8 protein-coding genes are annotated in these 16,367 nt (G+C 36.9%); all 8 read right to left on the bottom strand.

The genetic code is table 11. The features are described from left to right. Window positions 1-5: 5 nt before the first annotated feature. Window positions 6-1,562 (bottom strand): MFS transporter, encoded by a 1,557-nt coding sequence (locus ICJ83_RS06825; RefSeq protein ID WP_188229627.1) that lies wholly within the window; start codon window positions 1,560-1,562, stop codon window positions 6-8. A gap of 34 nt (window positions 1,563-1,596) precedes the next feature. Beyond that, entirely contained in the window at window positions 1,597-3,093 is a 1,497-nt protein-coding gene (locus ICJ83_RS06820; protein ID WP_188229626.1) for a glycoside hydrolase family 30 protein, read from the bottom strand. Window positions 3,094-3,104: 11 nt separating this feature from the next. Further along, a complete protein-coding gene (locus tag ICJ83_RS06815) occupies window positions 3,105-4,328 on the bottom strand; it encodes a glycoside hydrolase family 17 protein (protein ID WP_188229625.1) in 1,224 nt (407 codons plus the stop codon). Between the two features lie 60 nt (window positions 4,329-4,388). Continuing rightward, a complete protein-coding gene (locus ICJ83_RS06810; RefSeq protein ID WP_394354298.1) occupies window positions 4,389-7,844 on the bottom strand; it encodes a hypothetical protein in 3,456 nt (1,151 codons plus the stop codon). 178 nt (window positions 7,845-8,022) lie between these two features. Further along, window positions 8,023-10,779, bottom strand: a complete 2,757-nt coding sequence (locus ICJ83_RS06805) for a carbohydrate binding domain-containing protein (protein ID WP_188229624.1) — start codon at window positions 10,777-10,779, stop codon at window positions 8,023-8,025. Between the two features lie 15 nt (window positions 10,780-10,794). After that, window positions 10,795-11,589: a glycoside hydrolase family 16 protein gene (locus tag ICJ83_RS06800; protein WP_188229623.1), complete on the bottom strand. Its 795-nt coding sequence runs from the start codon at window positions 11,587-11,589 to the stop codon at window positions 10,795-10,797. Window positions 11,590-11,605: 16 nt separating this feature from the next. Then, entirely contained in the window at window positions 11,606-12,991 is a 1,386-nt protein-coding gene (locus tag ICJ83_RS06795) for a hypothetical protein (RefSeq protein ID WP_188229622.1), read from the bottom strand. Between the two features lie 12 nt (window positions 12,992-13,003). Then, window positions 13,004-16,141, bottom strand: a complete 3,138-nt coding sequence (locus ICJ83_RS06790) for a glycoside hydrolase family 2 TIM barrel-domain containing protein (RefSeq protein WP_188229621.1) — start codon at window positions 16,139-16,141, stop codon at window positions 13,004-13,006. Between the last annotated feature and the right edge of the window lie 226 nt (window positions 16,142-16,367).

Below are 16,367 nucleotides of genomic sequence, written 5' to 3'. Positions count from 1 at the left end.
CTGTATTATAATTCTCCTCTTCGTTCTATTAATTCCGCTTTTATTTCTTCTGCCCTAGATTCGTTTAAACTATACCTCCACATAACAACCATGGCTAATGCTGCCGTTACAGCAGGCACGACAATGTCGGCAATACGAAGACGCGTCATTGTTTCCAAGGCTTGTTCGCTAATATTTTGGTCGAATCCAACAAATTTCAATATCACACCACTTAAAATGATAGCTAAAGCTTGTCCCAACTTTACCATCCACCAATAAATAGCTCCAAAAGTGCCTTCTTTTCTAGGCATGCCATTTTCTAACTCGTCTAAATCACAAACATCGGCTGTCATAGACATCATAAGAGTAAATAATCCTCCCATACCAAAAGCAAATAAGGGAATAGGTAAAAAGATTAACCAAGGTATGCCATTACTAGCATCAATACTAAACCATGACATGCCTACTTTGTCTAAATACGGATTTAAAGCATCGAATATTGAAGCCACACCGTGATTTAACGATTGCCCAAAACTAGTCTGATTGAAAGCATCGTTAAGTTCAATATCGAATCCCCACCATTTCAATCCGTAGCCTACAATTGATAAAAATGTAGAGATTAAAAAGGCATTTCGCTTGCCAAATTTTGTAGCCATTCTGGAAATAATAGGAATAACTAAAAAGGCGGTTAAAATAGCGTTTATAGTATTAAACCAAGCTGGCCAAGTACCTGCAGCCTCCCAACTTCCTTTATTCATATAAAACACAATAATAAATACCGAAAAAGCAGCAACCAATTGAAAGCCATTAAATACTAAAAACGTAGCCCCACAAAGTTTCATAAAAGGTTTATTTTTAGAGACTTGCTTTATACCCCTTACCAATTCTTTCATATTAGCAGCAAGGGTTCTAAAGTTTATAACCTGCCTGTTTTCCATGTTTGCGGCGTCAATACCCCTACAGAAAATTGCTGGAAGAATACCAAACGCCATACATACACATCCCACAATAACTGCCATGGTTCTTACCCCTTGTGCTGGGTTATCGAAGGTGTTAACATCTGGAATTACCACGTAAAGCCAAGGTACAATCATCCAAGCGATTTGCCCCATGGAATTGGCCAAACTCATTAGTCTGGTTCGTTCGTTATAATCGGAAGTCATTTCGTAACCCAATCCTACCAAAGGCGTTGCAAACATGGTATTCCCAACAAGGAATAAGATTTGCAAAATCATGACATACCAAAAGTTGAAGGTTTGCGATGCATTTTCATCTAATTGCCACATTAAAATAAATAGTACCCCACTTATTATAGCTCCAGTAAATATGTATGGACGGCGGCGACCGTATTTAGATTTTGTATTGTCTGAAATAAACCCCATTATGGGATCTGTTAAGGCATCAAAAATTCTTGGTAAACCTCCTAAAAGACCAGCCCAAACAGGATCCATACCAAAAGCCGTTAAAATAAATACTTGAAGGTATACCCCCAAAACCCCTGGAAGCAGGTTAAGAACAAAATGTCCGGCACCAAAAGCTGCCTTTTGTCCAGCTGGGACTTTGTCGCGAGTTACTTTTTTCATCTTATAGTCGTATTAGTTAGTGATGTTCGTTATTTTATGTTTTCTGTATAAATACAGTTTGTAAGGCTTGTCCATCTATGTTGAAGTCGGCTGTTTTTCCTTCCAGCGAAAGCGAAATAGATTTTGGTGTTTCAAATTCATTGAAAATTACAACTGCTATAGATCCGTCGAGATTTTGAGCAGCAGTAACCTGCAATTTTTCATCTTGATTATCTACCAAAATTACCTTTGCACCTGGCCTGATGTATTTACTAAAATGCGCCATGGTGTAGTATAAGGGTGTAAAATACACCTCGTCATTTTCATCATCTACAATTACAGGTGCAACGCACCAGTTTTTAAACCAGTTTGGTCCACCTTGTCGGTCTAAAACCATATTCCAGTCTACCCAACCATCTACCCAATTATTAAGGCAGCCAATAATATCTCTGGCATAACGGTTTACAGGTGCGTATTTTGGGTGTAAATATTTTTCGTCTGCCGCTGCCCAATCCCACCCCCAATCGGTAGCTTCTTTTTTCCAGTACCAGGCATCGTCTTTCCATTCGGGCACTTGAGAATCGACACAACCTTCGGTTTCAATTAAATATTTGTTAGGCGCTTTGTTATGGGCATACTGCAAGGCTTCAGGAAAAACCTCATAGGTACTTTCATACCAATGTATGGCTGTTCCGTGGAAATACTTAGACGATTTTTCATCGCGATACATTTCGTCTACCCATTCTTTTAAACCTGCTCTATTCTGGTCGTAGCCTAAAATAATTTTATCGCCATAACCATCGGCTTCTAATTTTGGTCCTAAATGAAACTCTACAAAATCGGTCATTTCCTTGGGTGTAAAATGCATACTTTCCCAATTATTGCCGTTACCATGCGGTTCGTTTTCAACAGTAAAACCCCAAATATCGATGCCTTCTTCCTGATACGCTTTTATATATTTTGAAAAGAAAAGTGCCCAAGTGTCGTAATACTTCGGAAGCAGTTTACCGCCAACCCAATGGTTGTTATCTTTCATCCACGGTGCCGCTGTCCAAGGTGATGCAAAAATTTTAAAACCATCTTCTGAAACTTTCATAGCATCTTTAATCATTGGAATTAAATCGGATGTATCAGCTTCAATGGTAAAATGTTCTAGATTGATATCATCTTCAACAGGCGAATAACTATACTGACTTAAAGAGAAATCGCAAGAATTCATGTGTGTTCTCGTTAAGGAATAATTCGCACCATCTTTCGAGAAATACGCTTTTAAAATAGTATCTCTGTTTTTCTTGCTTAACTTATTTAATAAATACGCCGAAGACTCTGTAAAAGCACCTCCAAAGCCTGTTATGGTTTGAAATGTTGTTTCTGGAAATAATTCGACCTTTACAACCGAATCATTAACTTGATTTCCAAAAGTTTCAATCTTGGTTAATGCATGCCCTTTAGCTGAAGTTTCAAAAATTTCAACTTGTAAAACCTCTTTATTTTCCATACAACTCATAACAGTTAACAGACTTAAAATAATGTACTTTTGTAGCGTCTTCATTTTAAATATTTTTAATGGTGCACAGCTTGAAATTCCTCTTGAGTTGGTGGTGCTAAAACATAACTTTTTAACAGCTTTAAATCGCCTTTAAAGGTTTTTGTTATGGGGTTTCCGTTTCGTGTTAAACCTTTAAATTTATCTTCATCTACTAAATTCCAAATGGCATATTTGGCTTCTCCTTTAAGGTTTATTAAGCCAAAATGATTTTCTGAACCACCCGAATTATTTGCATCCTTCCATTGTTCATCGAAAGCTTCAAAATAGAAACAAGTAATATTGTTTTTGTTGGTCCAATCTCGCATTAATTTATAATACAATCCAGATTTATATTCGTCGCAAGCACGAGAACCATGGTCGCCATAGAGTTCGTTTGAATAAGTTGCCCAACCTGTTTCGCCAATATGAACCGGTTTATTTATGCCCAAGCTTTTCATGTAATTAGTTACGCTATCGTATTGTTTTTGAGCAAATTTTAAAGCACGTTGCATCGCCAACTCCACTTGTTTTTCTTTTGAAAGCGATTTTTCAGATTCTGGCATTAACCAGAAATCTGGGTTATAATGCGAATTATGCATTGGGTAGGTATGAAAACTGATATAATCTACAGCACGCATTAATTTTTCTAAGTCTGGCGTATGATAAGCCGGATCGCCCCCGCCCCACGATGAAAAATCGTCGGAACTTGTAATCCACAAGGTTTTAGGTAATTTCCCTTTTTCTTTTAAGTCTTGTAAATAGTTTACATATTTTAAAATTACCTTTGGTCTAACAAAATAGCTGGTTGCCCAATGTACCATCGCCTCGTTTCCTACTGCTAATATTTTAACAATATCGGGGTACTGTTGAGCCAAAGCTACGGCACGCTCTATTTCGGCTGCATTTTGAGTGCTTTCTATTTCATGATTGGGTTGAAGCCCTGTCCATGCATTTTGGCAATCTATCCAGGCACCCAACATCACATACATTTCGAAGTTGGGGTCTTCTGCTTTTAATTCGCTAATCGCTTTAATTACGTTTGAAGCATGTGGCAATTGCACATTGTAGGTTCTTAACAATTTAACGCCCATGGCCGCTAAAATCTTCATATCGTCTTTTAATTCGTCGATGGTTGGCTGCACATCTCTGGTTTTTTGACGATAGCCACCGTAAGAAATAGCTAAATATTCTGGATTTCCTAAAATCTCGGCTGCTGTTGCATCTTTAGTAGCCGTTGGCTTTTCGTTGCATCCTAACATAAATATTAGTATTGAAAATAGTATTAAACAAATATGTATAACTGTTCTTAACATGTTTTTTTATTTGCCGAAGAACACTTCGATTCGGTTTATTTTTCCATCTCTTTTGAAAATCGATTTGGATACTTTTCCGTTTAACGATAAGGTTTCAAAAGTCTCTTGTGTTCCATCGTTAAAGAATACTTCTACTTTTTCTTCGTTTGAAAGTTTATAAACCACAGGCACTTGGCAATACGAAAAAGCAAGACTGTTTTCTGTTAAAGCAATCTCTTGCTTTTCTTTATTGATATTTACAAATTGAAAAACAGCAGGCTCACTTAAAAACTCTTTGGTTTGAAGCAATCTCGGATTAAAGATGATGTTTCCATTTTCAACAAAAACACCTAATTCGCCAATTCTACATAACACATCTTCTTTAACCTGACCAGTCATTCCTGGTTGTTGCGCCCCTTTGGTTGCCGGCGTATGCGAGTACGGATCTGTTGGGAAAGCACCATATAATTCTGGCGATTTATGTACCCCGATTCCAGCATTTATTTCGTAATAATGCTCTAATAAACGGCCAATAGTTTCTGCACTTTCGTTGGTATTAATCGCTAACCAGCAATTCTCTTGAACGGCTAATAACAATTTGGAAACCATATGCCAGTAAATTGACCCTAAACCTTCGTAACCAAAGAAAGTTCCTGAACGCCCAGTAAACGATTTATGATCGAAAATGTCTTCGAAAATCTGCAATAGTAAACCTTCTTCTTTTTCAACTAAATCCTGATAATTTTTATCTAACGACTCTAAAGCCGCCTTTAAACTATTGGCATTGTTGAAACTGGCATTAAAATGATAATTTCCGTTAGCATCCTGTTCAATAACCTGTCGGTTGCCATTTTTTACTAAGGTTTGTAATAATTGCGATTGCTCAACTTTATCTGAAGAAATATTGTTTTTCTTATCGAAACGTGGCAATTCTTTATTCGGGTATAAAATATAACTGTACTGATCGTCTCTAAACAGTGCGCTTTGCTTTAATCCGTCGAGTAATTTTAAAGCCTGAACCGGCGATAAATACCCCGAACTTAAAACGGCTACCTGACCTTCTAACATTTCAGATAAATACGAAATTGAAACTTCAGTATCGCTTTCAACCGTCATTAAATTATAAGCGTGATACAAATTATCTGCACGTTTATTGGCATTGATACTTTGCTCTAAAAAGGCTTTAGACGTTGCTATAAAATCGATAACCTTATCTAAACTTAAAGTAGATTTTTCACTAGAAAAACCTTCGTTGTAAATTTGTGTTCTGTAATTGCTTGCCGCTTCACCAAGGCCATCTAAAACGGTCTTTCTATCGGTATCGGAAATAGCTTCCGATAATATATGTATATTGTTTTCTAAGGTGTTAAGAATAGTTTCAAAACAAGTCAGTAATTCCTGAGATACTTTTACCTCTTTGGTTTGTGCCTTAGCAACTACTTTTTCAAAGAAATTTAAAAATCTGTATAAATAATACAAGGTTACCATTGAAACACCGTTACCCACCAATGCGTTGTTGGCATCGTTCCATTCTGGACGTTGTGTATTTAACCAAATACCACCTTCTGGAATAAAGTTTGACATTTTAGCCAATACCGTTGCTAATAATTTTTCAATGAGGTTAACATGGTAAATATTAGCGCTTCCATCGGTTAGTAAAGCACCATCGGCACCTTCTTCATCTCTTTTATTATGGATTTTTTCATCGAGTTTATAATCGAAATCGATAGTATCTTTCGGATTCTTTAAAATATCTTGATACGCCTTGATTTTATAAGGCACATTGGCATAAACAAACACATTGTCGTTAAAAAGTTCTTCCAGTTTACCAGGATAATAATCTTCAATAAATTCAAGGAATTTAAGCAAGTATATAATTTGATGATCACCCCAATAACCTATGTACGACCACGGATCGTTTTCTTCAATAACTTCCCAGTCGAAACCATCTTTTGTAACACGATACGGATTGTAACCTTCAAATGTTGTGGCGTTTAAAAACTTATGAATCATACCCTCGATAAACTCAGGATAGGCATGCGCTAACGCTTCCCAGTTCTGGAAAATATCGCGCCAGTTTCCTTCGTAATCTAACACTTTAGAGCCGTCGACTTCGTTTCTTGTATTAATAGAAAACTTGTTCCAAGGTCTACTTGGGTCGCCGTGTCTACGGCTAAATTTTAATGGCAGATATTCTAAACACAATCTTTTAAAATTGGCGTTATCGTCTTGATCTGCCAGTTTTTTAATCTGATTTAAACTTAAAATGTCTTTTAAACCGTTTAAAACAGTTTCTTTTTCTTTGTAAAGTTTATGATTGGCTTTAGCAATGTATTTTACAAAATCTACCTTTTCAACGGTATAATTATCGTCGAAAATACCACCACGCATAATATTAAACAGCGTATTGGAGAAATGACGCGTGTTAACTAAATCGTCGGCAGTAAGTTGTAAACCATCTGATGCTCCTGCTAAACCAATTAAGTTTTTGGTACCTGCATCAATATCAGCTTGCACAACTTCAAAAAGGTTATTATCAGATTTTATTAATTCTGAAATTCTAACCACATCGGCAATCGACTGATTTACGTTTGCAACGAACATCCAGCTTTTTTCAGATTGTCCTTCAATAGTAATAGTTTCTGAAATAAAATAAGCTCCTTTTTCAGCTTTAACATCTATTTCTTCTGAAATATTTTCTAATTTTCTAAAAGCATTTAATTGCTGCGAAGACAATAAATGTGTAGGATTATTGAATCCGGCAGACCAAACCGTATTGGCTTTTAAAGCTTCGCTTGGTTCGGCTCTATCAACAATAACAGCACTTAATGAAAAAATGCCCAAACCAACTTCGGTTTGTAACTCAGATTTTTTATAGGCATCAACCAGATTACTTTGTCGGTTTTGTAAATCGGAAGTGACACTTGCCGGAAGAATGTTTTGTAAACCATCTAAAACGGTCACTTCTACAGCGTCATCATTTTTGTTAATTAATGTTGATTTTTTAACAAAACCGAATTCATTACTAGAATTCCATTGGTATTGAAACACCAAACCTAAATCTAAGTTATGTTCTTCGAAAATAATTTTGTTTCCGTATTTATTCTTGTAAAGATTGGTTTTGGTTTGGTAAATCCCCATTTGACGGATAGAGAATGGTTCCCAAATGACTTTTTTACCGTTTTTAAGCACCTGAAATATGGCTTTACTGCCTGTAATTTCGGCCATTTCGGTAATTTTATCGTCGGTATAATAAGGAAATAAAGCATATTCGGCGTTTTTTCTTCCTGCTGTTAGTCCGCCATTACTGGAAATAAACATCCAGTGGTTCGAATCGCTAACAATACTCATAAAAAACGGGCGCATGTTATCGCTGTTAGATATTTTATAATACACCTCGTTATTCAACGTTACATTTTCTCCTTTAATGCTTTCCATCACTTTTGAAATTTTAAAATCTTCTTTAAAAATTGTACTATCCATCTAAATCTTAAAAGGAAGTTGTCTTAAAAGTCGTTACATCCGTCATTTTGAATTCACATGCGCTGTATTTATTTCAGCACCTCGGAAACTCATTACTTTCATTTGAAACATCCGAAGATTTCTCAGGTCTGTTCGAAATGACAAAACTTCATTTAAGACAACTTCATCTATATTATTTTTAATTAACTGTTACTGAAACGTTATCGATATTCATGGTTACACCACAGCCACTTACAGCTCCACAAACCGCTTCAATTAATACAGAAATACCTTCGGACACATCCGTACCGGCAGGAATGGTATATGTACCTGTAAATGTGCTCCAAGAAGCCTCTGGGTTGGGTTTAGGGTCGAAAGTATGCGTAAACGACGCTCCACCTGCACCTTCACCAAAAAGAAGCACGTTAACTACAGCACCTGGCTGACTAACAGTTCCAATAACATCGAAACTAACGGTTACGGTTTGTCCGGCAGTTACATTGCCAGTTCCAATACGCTCTTGCTTAAAGGCTGGATTTCCACCAGTATCTCCAACCACTAATTTACCAGACCAAGAACCTCCATTATTTACGGTATTATCTAAAGCAGCACTTCCACCGTTTTGGAAGATAGCCCAACCAGCATCTGTTCCTGTTTCAAAATCGCCATTGGTAATTAGGTTACTCCCTGTTGAACCACCGCCACCAGTAGAGCCACCGCCTCCGGTAGAACCACCGCCATCGCTAACTACAGTAATATCGTCTATATAAAGTGTACCCGTATTTGGCTTCATTCCAGTTTGGTTTCCTACATCTGGACGAATTAATACTCTGTTCACTCCTGCAGGAATATTTGCTAGGGTAAACGTAAGTTCTACCCACTCGTTAGCAGTAGTGATTTCTTGAACATTACCAACAGGCGCATTTGTGCCGTCTACTTCTACTTGAAATAACACATTAGTTGGTGCCACTGTAGAATAGAATTTTGCTTTATAAACGGTATTTGCTTGATCTAAACCACTATCAAAAACAAATCCGATACCGCCCCACCAGTCATTACCAGTGGTATACGCAGCTTCATAAACATTTGCACTCGTGTTTATTCCTCCAGAAACAGGATTAGCAATTAATGCGCCCCCAGTACTAAATTCTGTAGCAGTAACTCCAGCAAGATTGTTTTCGAAATCTAAAATAACAGCATCATTAGAACCACTACCGCCAGTACCAGTTCCGTAAAGCATGAAATCGTCTATGTAATACGTATCCGTATTATTTGCGTTAAGATCTAAGAATAAAACAACCTTATCAAATTTATTGCTATCTGCGGCATCGAAATCGAAGGTTAACTCTTCCCATCCACTAGTTACTGTAGTCGTTGTGAATTTTTCCACGTTATTACCTGGGTTTCCAATTTCTTCAAGTTTTATTCTTACTTCGGAATTTGCCTTTGGCGACCATACTTTCATTTTAAATCCGCTATGCGCATTGAAATCCAGTTTAGCGTCTAAATCAATTTGATTGTTATCCCACGGATTATTGCCTAATTTGGTGATTTTTCCAACTTTACAAGACATATTCACATCGTTATCGAAATCTGGGTTATCTACCCATTCAAAATCGGCACCATCTTCAAAAATATTAGAAGTAGGGTCTGCCATAAACGTTAAATTGAAATCGGCTGCAGTCAACGATTGCATAGTTTCGGCCTCACATACAGCTCCTGTAGTTTGCTCGATATCGTCGATATAGAATGTTCCTGCAGCAGTTCCTGGACCATCTACAAATATTACCATATCGTTATAAGACGCCGTAGAATTATAAACAAACGTTAGCTCTTCCCAACCTGAACCAGTATGATTTACGTCGGCTTCAATAGGAGCTTCTGTACCGTCTTCAAATTTTAATTTAATTGGTAAAGCTTGCGTAGAATACAATTTTAATTTTACGGCATTTTGTTCAGAAAAATCGACTGCAGCATCTAAATTAAAAAATGCATTTTCCCATGCCTCCCCAGAATTTGTTATTTGCCCTACCATACCGGCTTCGCTATTAATTCCTGACAACTGAGGATTTTCCAACACTGTAAATGATACATTTCCAACTATTTTTGTTGCATAATCAATACCATTACATTCAAAATCTATAGGAAATTCTAACGCAGTTTGCGGACAAGGCACATCGGCCTCGTCGATTTGTTCTAAGTTATCTATGTAGAATGTACCGCTTGTTGTTCCGGGACCATCAATAAAAAGTGTTAGTACACCATAACTGCCTACAGAATTAAATGTAAAATACAAGGTTTCCCAGCCGGTACCTGTGTGGCTAGCTGAAACCTCTGTATTTTCGGCATTACCTTCTTCTAATTTTGCAAGTAGGTCTACTGCTGTATCTGACCAAACATTAAGTTTAACGGTATTGCCCTGACTTAAATCAAGATTAACACCTAGATTAAAAAATATGCCTTCGTAAGCCGCACCACTATTGGTAATAGCACCAACCATAGACGCATTGGCATTGTCGCCTGTTAAATCGGGGTTTTCTACAATATCAAAGGACGCCCCATTAAAGGTTGTAGGCATGTAGTTTACATTACCATCGTCGAAATTAATAGGAAAAGCAGCGTCTTCAGGTATTAAAATTGTTATAGTATCTTCAAATGTATCGGAAGCCCCACTTACATTATTAACGGTTAAGGTAACGTTATAGGTACCGTTAGCATATACTTTAACAGGATTAATTAATGTTGATCCCGTTTCGTCTCCAAAATCCCAATGATATGTATTTCCGTTTTCTGAAACGTTTAAAAAGGTAACTGTTCCTGTATTAATATTAACTGTGTAGGTGAAATTAGCTTCTACCTTAGGAAGTATGGTTTCGTCATCTTCACACCCTGTAAATAGAGCTATGCTTAGTACCAACAACATAAATTTCTTTATGTGATTTATTAAATTTTTCATTAGTAATATGTTATTTTAGTTAGTTGAAATTGTATTATAAACCCGTACGTAATCAACCAACATGGTTTGTGGAAATACGGTTTCGTTATTAGGTGCTGCTACAAAATTGCCGCCAACAGCCAAATTCATAATGATATAAAACGGATGGTCGAACACCCATTGCCCCTCAACATCATCTGGAGTAATTTGATTATACAAAACATCGTCTACGTAATAGTTAATGAAGTCTGGCCCCCATTCTATACCAAACACATGAAATTCTGTATCGAAACGATCGTTTTTTAATTCATAACTTTTGCTAACGGCATTAGCACCGGAATATCCAGGGCCGTGGACACTACCTAAAACAATGGTAGGATTTTCGCCTCGATATTCCATAATATCTATTTCGCCACAAGCTGGCCATAAGCCTTGACCGAACGGTAAACGTATACGAGCTTCAAAACGTCCATATTTTTGCTCAAATAAATTTTTACTTGTTAATCTTGCAGAAGTATATGCTGAACCATTATAATCTTCTTTTTTAGCTGTAATAATCAATATTCCATTCTGTACTGTAACATTTTCAGTTCGGTTGGTATAATATTGGAGCTCATTGTTCCCCCAACCGTTTGTTCCTGTACCTATGTTATAATTCCAAATGCTAGCATCAGGAGGGCCATCGGTGTTAAACTCGTCGGCCATAGTTAAATTATAAAAATTAGATACCACATCTTGGTTTTCACTGGTCGAGCAACCAAATATGAAAACTACTGTTAACAAGGATAATACCCCTTGTAGAAATAATTTATACTTTATATTTACTTTCATTTGTTGCTATGTTTTATTATTGATACAAGTAAATGTTATCGACTAGCATACTAGTAATGGTAGCATCGGTAACAAATATGATTTGATACAAACTTGAAGTTGAACTCAGTCCTGCGAAATTGGCGAGTGGAATATCTAAACTTGTCCAGGTATTTGAGGCTAAGTCTGAAACCGGCACTGTATATTCTCCTGTCGTTTCAGAATTTAAATCGACTATCTGTATTTTTAAATAATCTGAAGTATCTAAGGTTTCGGATGTATACACATCTAATCTAAGGTTGGTCATTGCTGAAGCGTTAATCGTTGGTTCCGAAAACTGAATACCTACAAAGTTCAAATCTGTGTAAGAAATAATATTATTTCCGTTTATAGTAACATCATTTTGACCTTGTGTTGTTTGAAACGGTGCCCAATAACCGTTATAATAATCTACCGGTGCATTAGTATAAGCATCACTAAAAATAGATATTACATTTGCGGCATCATTTGTTGGATTTGGAGCCGCTGTAAAGTCTCCCGAAGATTCTAAAACAAGTGAACCTTTGGCTTCGACACCAGCTAATATTGCTGTAATTTTTGATAGTCCTGCTTTCCGTACTGAAATGTTTCCAAATTCGTCTATTGACGCAATTTCAGGATTTGAAGACATAAAATCGAAATACGACGGCGCAATGTATGTGGTCATGTTATCTCCAGACCCTAAATTAAATGTTTGTGTTAGATCCGATACATTAATGGTCGTTCCGTTAAATGTCGATACATTAACATTTTCACCAGCCATTATTGCGGGTTGTGGTTGTGCAATAGTTCCTAGTTTTTCGTATTTAATGTCGTCGAACCAAAAGGTATACCCAGATTCATCGGTTTCATTTTCAGCACCTTCTGCCAGCCATAACAAGCCAGTTTCAGCGAATAATTTTGAAGGATCTGGAATAGGAATAATATACTTTTTCCATTGTGTTGTAATTTTTAAATCTTTAGCACTAACTTGATATTTACTATCGTTATAATTATTAACACCAAAACCAATTTCGTTTATATCGGCAGACTGGCTAGACTTAGCATAAAATGTTAATGCATCAAAACCTGATAAATCTCTCGGGGCATCTACAAAGAAAAAAGCTCCAACATAACCTTCACCAAAGGCAGGTACATCAAATCGCATTGAAGTTGTCCCTGAATACTTATTCTCGGAATCAATACTGAACGCATCGGCATAAGCCCCATCAAATGGACCATAATCCAAACCAGCACTAAAATTATCGATAAACACTTCTGGATTTGCAGAAAATGTTGCAAACCGTGTATCGTCTGATGGTTCTCTCTCACAACTTGTTGCAAGACTAAACAGAACACCAAACAGCACCGGCATCATATTATATATGTATGTTATATTTTTCATTTATCTAATTTTTTATTTACCAATATTAATATGAACATAGGTTCTAATTTCCCATTCGTTTCCATCATCAAAACCAACTGGACTTATAATTGGTTGTGTAGCAAAATCTGAAGCGGTTACATTTGGAGCGTACCGCGGAGAGTATTGATCTAATGATCGCCATGTGCCGCGAATACCTACTCGCGTATTAGGTAATATAAACCATTCCGGTTTTCCTAAAGACGTCGATAAATCCAACATTAATTGCACTGGATACGTTAAGTTGAAATCTCTGTGATAATCAAAAGGCCCCCAATCATTAATTTTGAAGGAATGTGTTAGTTTTAACTTATTATAAATTAATCTAATGTCACCACCAACACGTTTAATTAATCTATCGTCACTACCATTTGCTTGTCCGTTTCCTGCATATAAATTTGCAATAATTCCAAGGTCTGGGTGCACTTTAGAAACAATTCTAGTATGTGCCTCCCATAAATCCTGAGCTGGAGCCGAGTTTGGAAAAGCGAACAAAGTACGATCCTTAAGAAAGCCTATTGCAGCATCTTGAGCAGTAGGATGATGACGATAAACAAAACCTAGATTAAATGCTAATTTCGCATCTTCAGCTCTGTCGTTATCCCATTCATACATCCATGTTGCAGGTGTAGGATCGTAAGAGAATAGAATTTCTCCTGCTGTTGTCTCTCTATTCGATCTTACAGCAAAAGGATCATCAAAAATATTACGTAACCTGCCTGGTGCTTGTACATCGTTTGGCATAGGGCCTACGATTGGTTTTTGCCACAAAAAGTTAGGTGCAATTTGCCATTTTCCGGCAGTTAGAGCAAAACCTGTTAAGAAATTTGTTTGGTTTCCGCTACCAGAATCTTTAAGTTTCCACCCTGTAAAGGTTTTAGTATAATCTCCACCACCGTTGGCAACCAACCCCATAGCAGCCGCTTGTGCATACCAGTTAAAAATCCCTTTTTGAAAAGTTATTTTCGCTTTACCTCCCCAGTTATCCTCAGAGTTTACTTTATCTACATAAACAGTGTAATTACCTGGTTCGCCCTCTGTGAACTGAAATTCACGTCCATTTAATGGCTGTCCAGCCCAAATACCACCAATTTCGGCTGTAAACGCTCCAAACTTGCGCTTAACCGCTAAGGTAACTCTTCTGGTTTTTGGCATCGGGATAGCAATAGAGGTCACTGCTTCGCCAATATCATCGATGTCTTCATGATAAATTGTCGTAAAGTCGAACTTCCCTAAAGATTTACTATACTTTAAGAGTATTGCTGGATTGGCACCCCACCATAATTGAGATCCAAATGCCGCCTTAAAACCGTCCAAATCTTTTTTACCATCAAATTCAAAACCGGAAATTTCGCCATTGTAAATATCTAAATTTGGCCCATAGTTGGCTTCAGGATACAGACCAAAGAAATCGCCTTCGTAGCCCCAATGGTAGTGTCCTGTTCTATAAAATCCTCTAATATCAAAATGTTTTGCATTCCATTCGTAAGAGGCATTATAAAGTTGAACTCTGTTATTATCTGAAATATCAATTATTTCGCCATCGGCTGTGCTTACAGGATAAGTTCTTCCCCTATTTTCATAAAATATTTCATCAATTGGATTTTCAGCAACATGCCCTAAAATACTTACATTAACTTCAGCACGCATATTAGGCGCAGGGTTTCCCTCTACCCCAATAAAATAAGATTGCATATGGTCGAAGCCTAATTGATTAGGGTAAATATTTTCGTCCGGATTAGCATCTTTAGGTGTGGTTAGCAAAGACCCGCCCGTATTATAAGTTGTAAATTCCGCTCTGAGATTGCTTAATCGAATTTTATCTGAGCTGTTTTTAAGTGCTGCTTTCTGACCTCTAGCTTTTAAAACCGCATCGGTTAGCTGTATATTTTTAAAGTAATTTTCAACAAAATCTGAAGTTACATCTTTAACATAAGGATTTAAATCGTGAGCCTCTTGTAATGCAAAATATGCTGCTCTAGGATAGAGTTCGTAAAGCCCCCGTTCGTTGGTTACTCCTTTGGCACAAATACCAAACCACTCTTCGTTCATATTATTCTCACCAGGTTCTAAATCAAGATAATACCCCCCATTAGCCCAGGAAGCGTTGTTGTCGTGAACATCTAAATTTTTTGTTTGTCCGTATTTCCACCAACCGTCACTAAACTGAAATGTAAATCCTCCCAACGAATTTCCTGCTTTACCTAAACCAGCAGCATTTTCATAAATTTCCTTCCAGTTTTCAACCAAGAAAAAAGCTTGCATTTTCTGATCTTCCTGATTAGAAATAGCATTGAAAGCATCACTACCAAATTCAGTGAATAGTATTGGTTTATTTAATTCGTTTTTTACTCTTTCAAAAGCATCACCAAATGATTTCCCTCTATACATATTTACGCCTATAATGTCCACATCTTTACATTCATCGGCAATAATATCGGCGAATAATAAATCACCATTACATATAGCAACGGGATGAGAATTATCGATGCTTTTCATTTTAAGAACCGCATCATTCATTAATTTGTACATGGGTCGGCCACGCTTTTCGCCTACTTCCCGTTTCTGATCTTCTTCATCCGGAAAATCTTCGGTTTCGGCACCTGCCCAAAACAAACCGTAGTTATTTTCATTTCCTAAAAGAAACAAAAGCAAACCCGGTGTACTATTGTAGGTTTGGGCCATTTGTGCCACCTCATCCAATAAAAGTTTTTGAGTTGCTGGATCCCTATAATCTGTTACAGCTTGCCATGCCCCTTTAATGGTTAGACCATATCGTCCAAAAGAATGATTAAGCATGGTATAAATACCATAATTTTCGTAGATGTACTTAATCCATTTTGGAGGAACACCTGTGTATTGCCTAATAACATTTACCCCCATGTTTTTGAGTAATCCCATTTCGGCATCGAGGGCTCCTTTGATGACATTGTCTGATTGTTTCCAAAGGCTATAATTGTAATTAGTTCCTATCGGAAAATAATCCCAATTCATTCCATTAATCATAAATTTCTCTCCATCAACAGAGAGAAACATGCCTTCACTATTTTGTTCTACAACCACCTTACTTTTTTGAGCATGTAAGGAAACTGCAAGACATATGAAGACCAATCTTAAAAAGGCTTTTATCATAATATTTAGTTTAGTTGAATTTTTTAGTTTGGTTGATTTGAAAATGATAGCAACATTACAGCCAACCGTGTTGGTTAAACACTTTAAGTAGGTCTTATAAAGATAAATGTAATAAAGGTAGTATTAAAGATTTGGTGGCATACAAAACCCATACAGCAAAACCAATTAAATAAGGTTTTAGTAAAACCTTCAATAAAACCAAGGGCTAGACCTAAAGTTATAGCTG

Source organism: Aestuariibaculum sediminum, assembly GCF_014596945.1.
In the GTDB taxonomy this organism is placed as follows: Bacteria; Bacteroidota; Bacteroidia; order Flavobacteriales; family Flavobacteriaceae; genus Aestuariibaculum; species Aestuariibaculum sediminum.
The sequence above is the reverse complement of the archived record's forward strand: the minus strand, read 5'-3'. Positions and strand labels throughout refer to the sequence as shown.

Excerpts from the sequence above, each read along its gene's own strand:
- ICJ83_RS06825 (WP_188229627.1), bottom strand. The coding sequence starts at position 1,562 with ATGAAAAAAGTAACTCGCGACAAAGTCCCAGCTGGACAAAAGGCAGCT.
- ICJ83_RS06820 (WP_188229626.1), bottom strand. The coding sequence starts at position 3,093 with ATGAAGACGCTACAAAAGTACATTATTTTAAGTCTGTTAACTGTTATG.
- ICJ83_RS06815 (WP_188229625.1), bottom strand. The coding sequence starts at position 4,328 with ATGTTAGGATGCAACGAAAAGCCAACGGCTACTAAAGATGCAACAGCA.
- ICJ83_RS06810 (WP_394354298.1), bottom strand. The coding sequence starts at position 7,844 with ATGGATAGTACAATTTTTAAAGAAGATTTTAAAATTTCAAAAGTGATG.
- ICJ83_RS06805 (WP_188229624.1), bottom strand. The coding sequence starts at position 10,779 with ATGAAAAATTTAATAAATCACATAAAGAAATTTATGTTGTTGGTACTA.
- ICJ83_RS06800 (WP_188229623.1), bottom strand. The coding sequence starts at position 11,589 with ATGAAAGTAAATATAAAGTATAAATTATTTCTACAAGGGGTATTATCC.
- ICJ83_RS06795 (WP_188229622.1), bottom strand. The coding sequence starts at position 12,991 with ATGAAAAATATAACATACATATATAATATGATGCCGGTGCTGTTTGGT.
- ICJ83_RS06790 (WP_188229621.1), bottom strand. The coding sequence starts at position 16,141 with ATGATAAAAGCCTTTTTAAGATTGGTCTTCATATGTCTTGCAGTTTCC.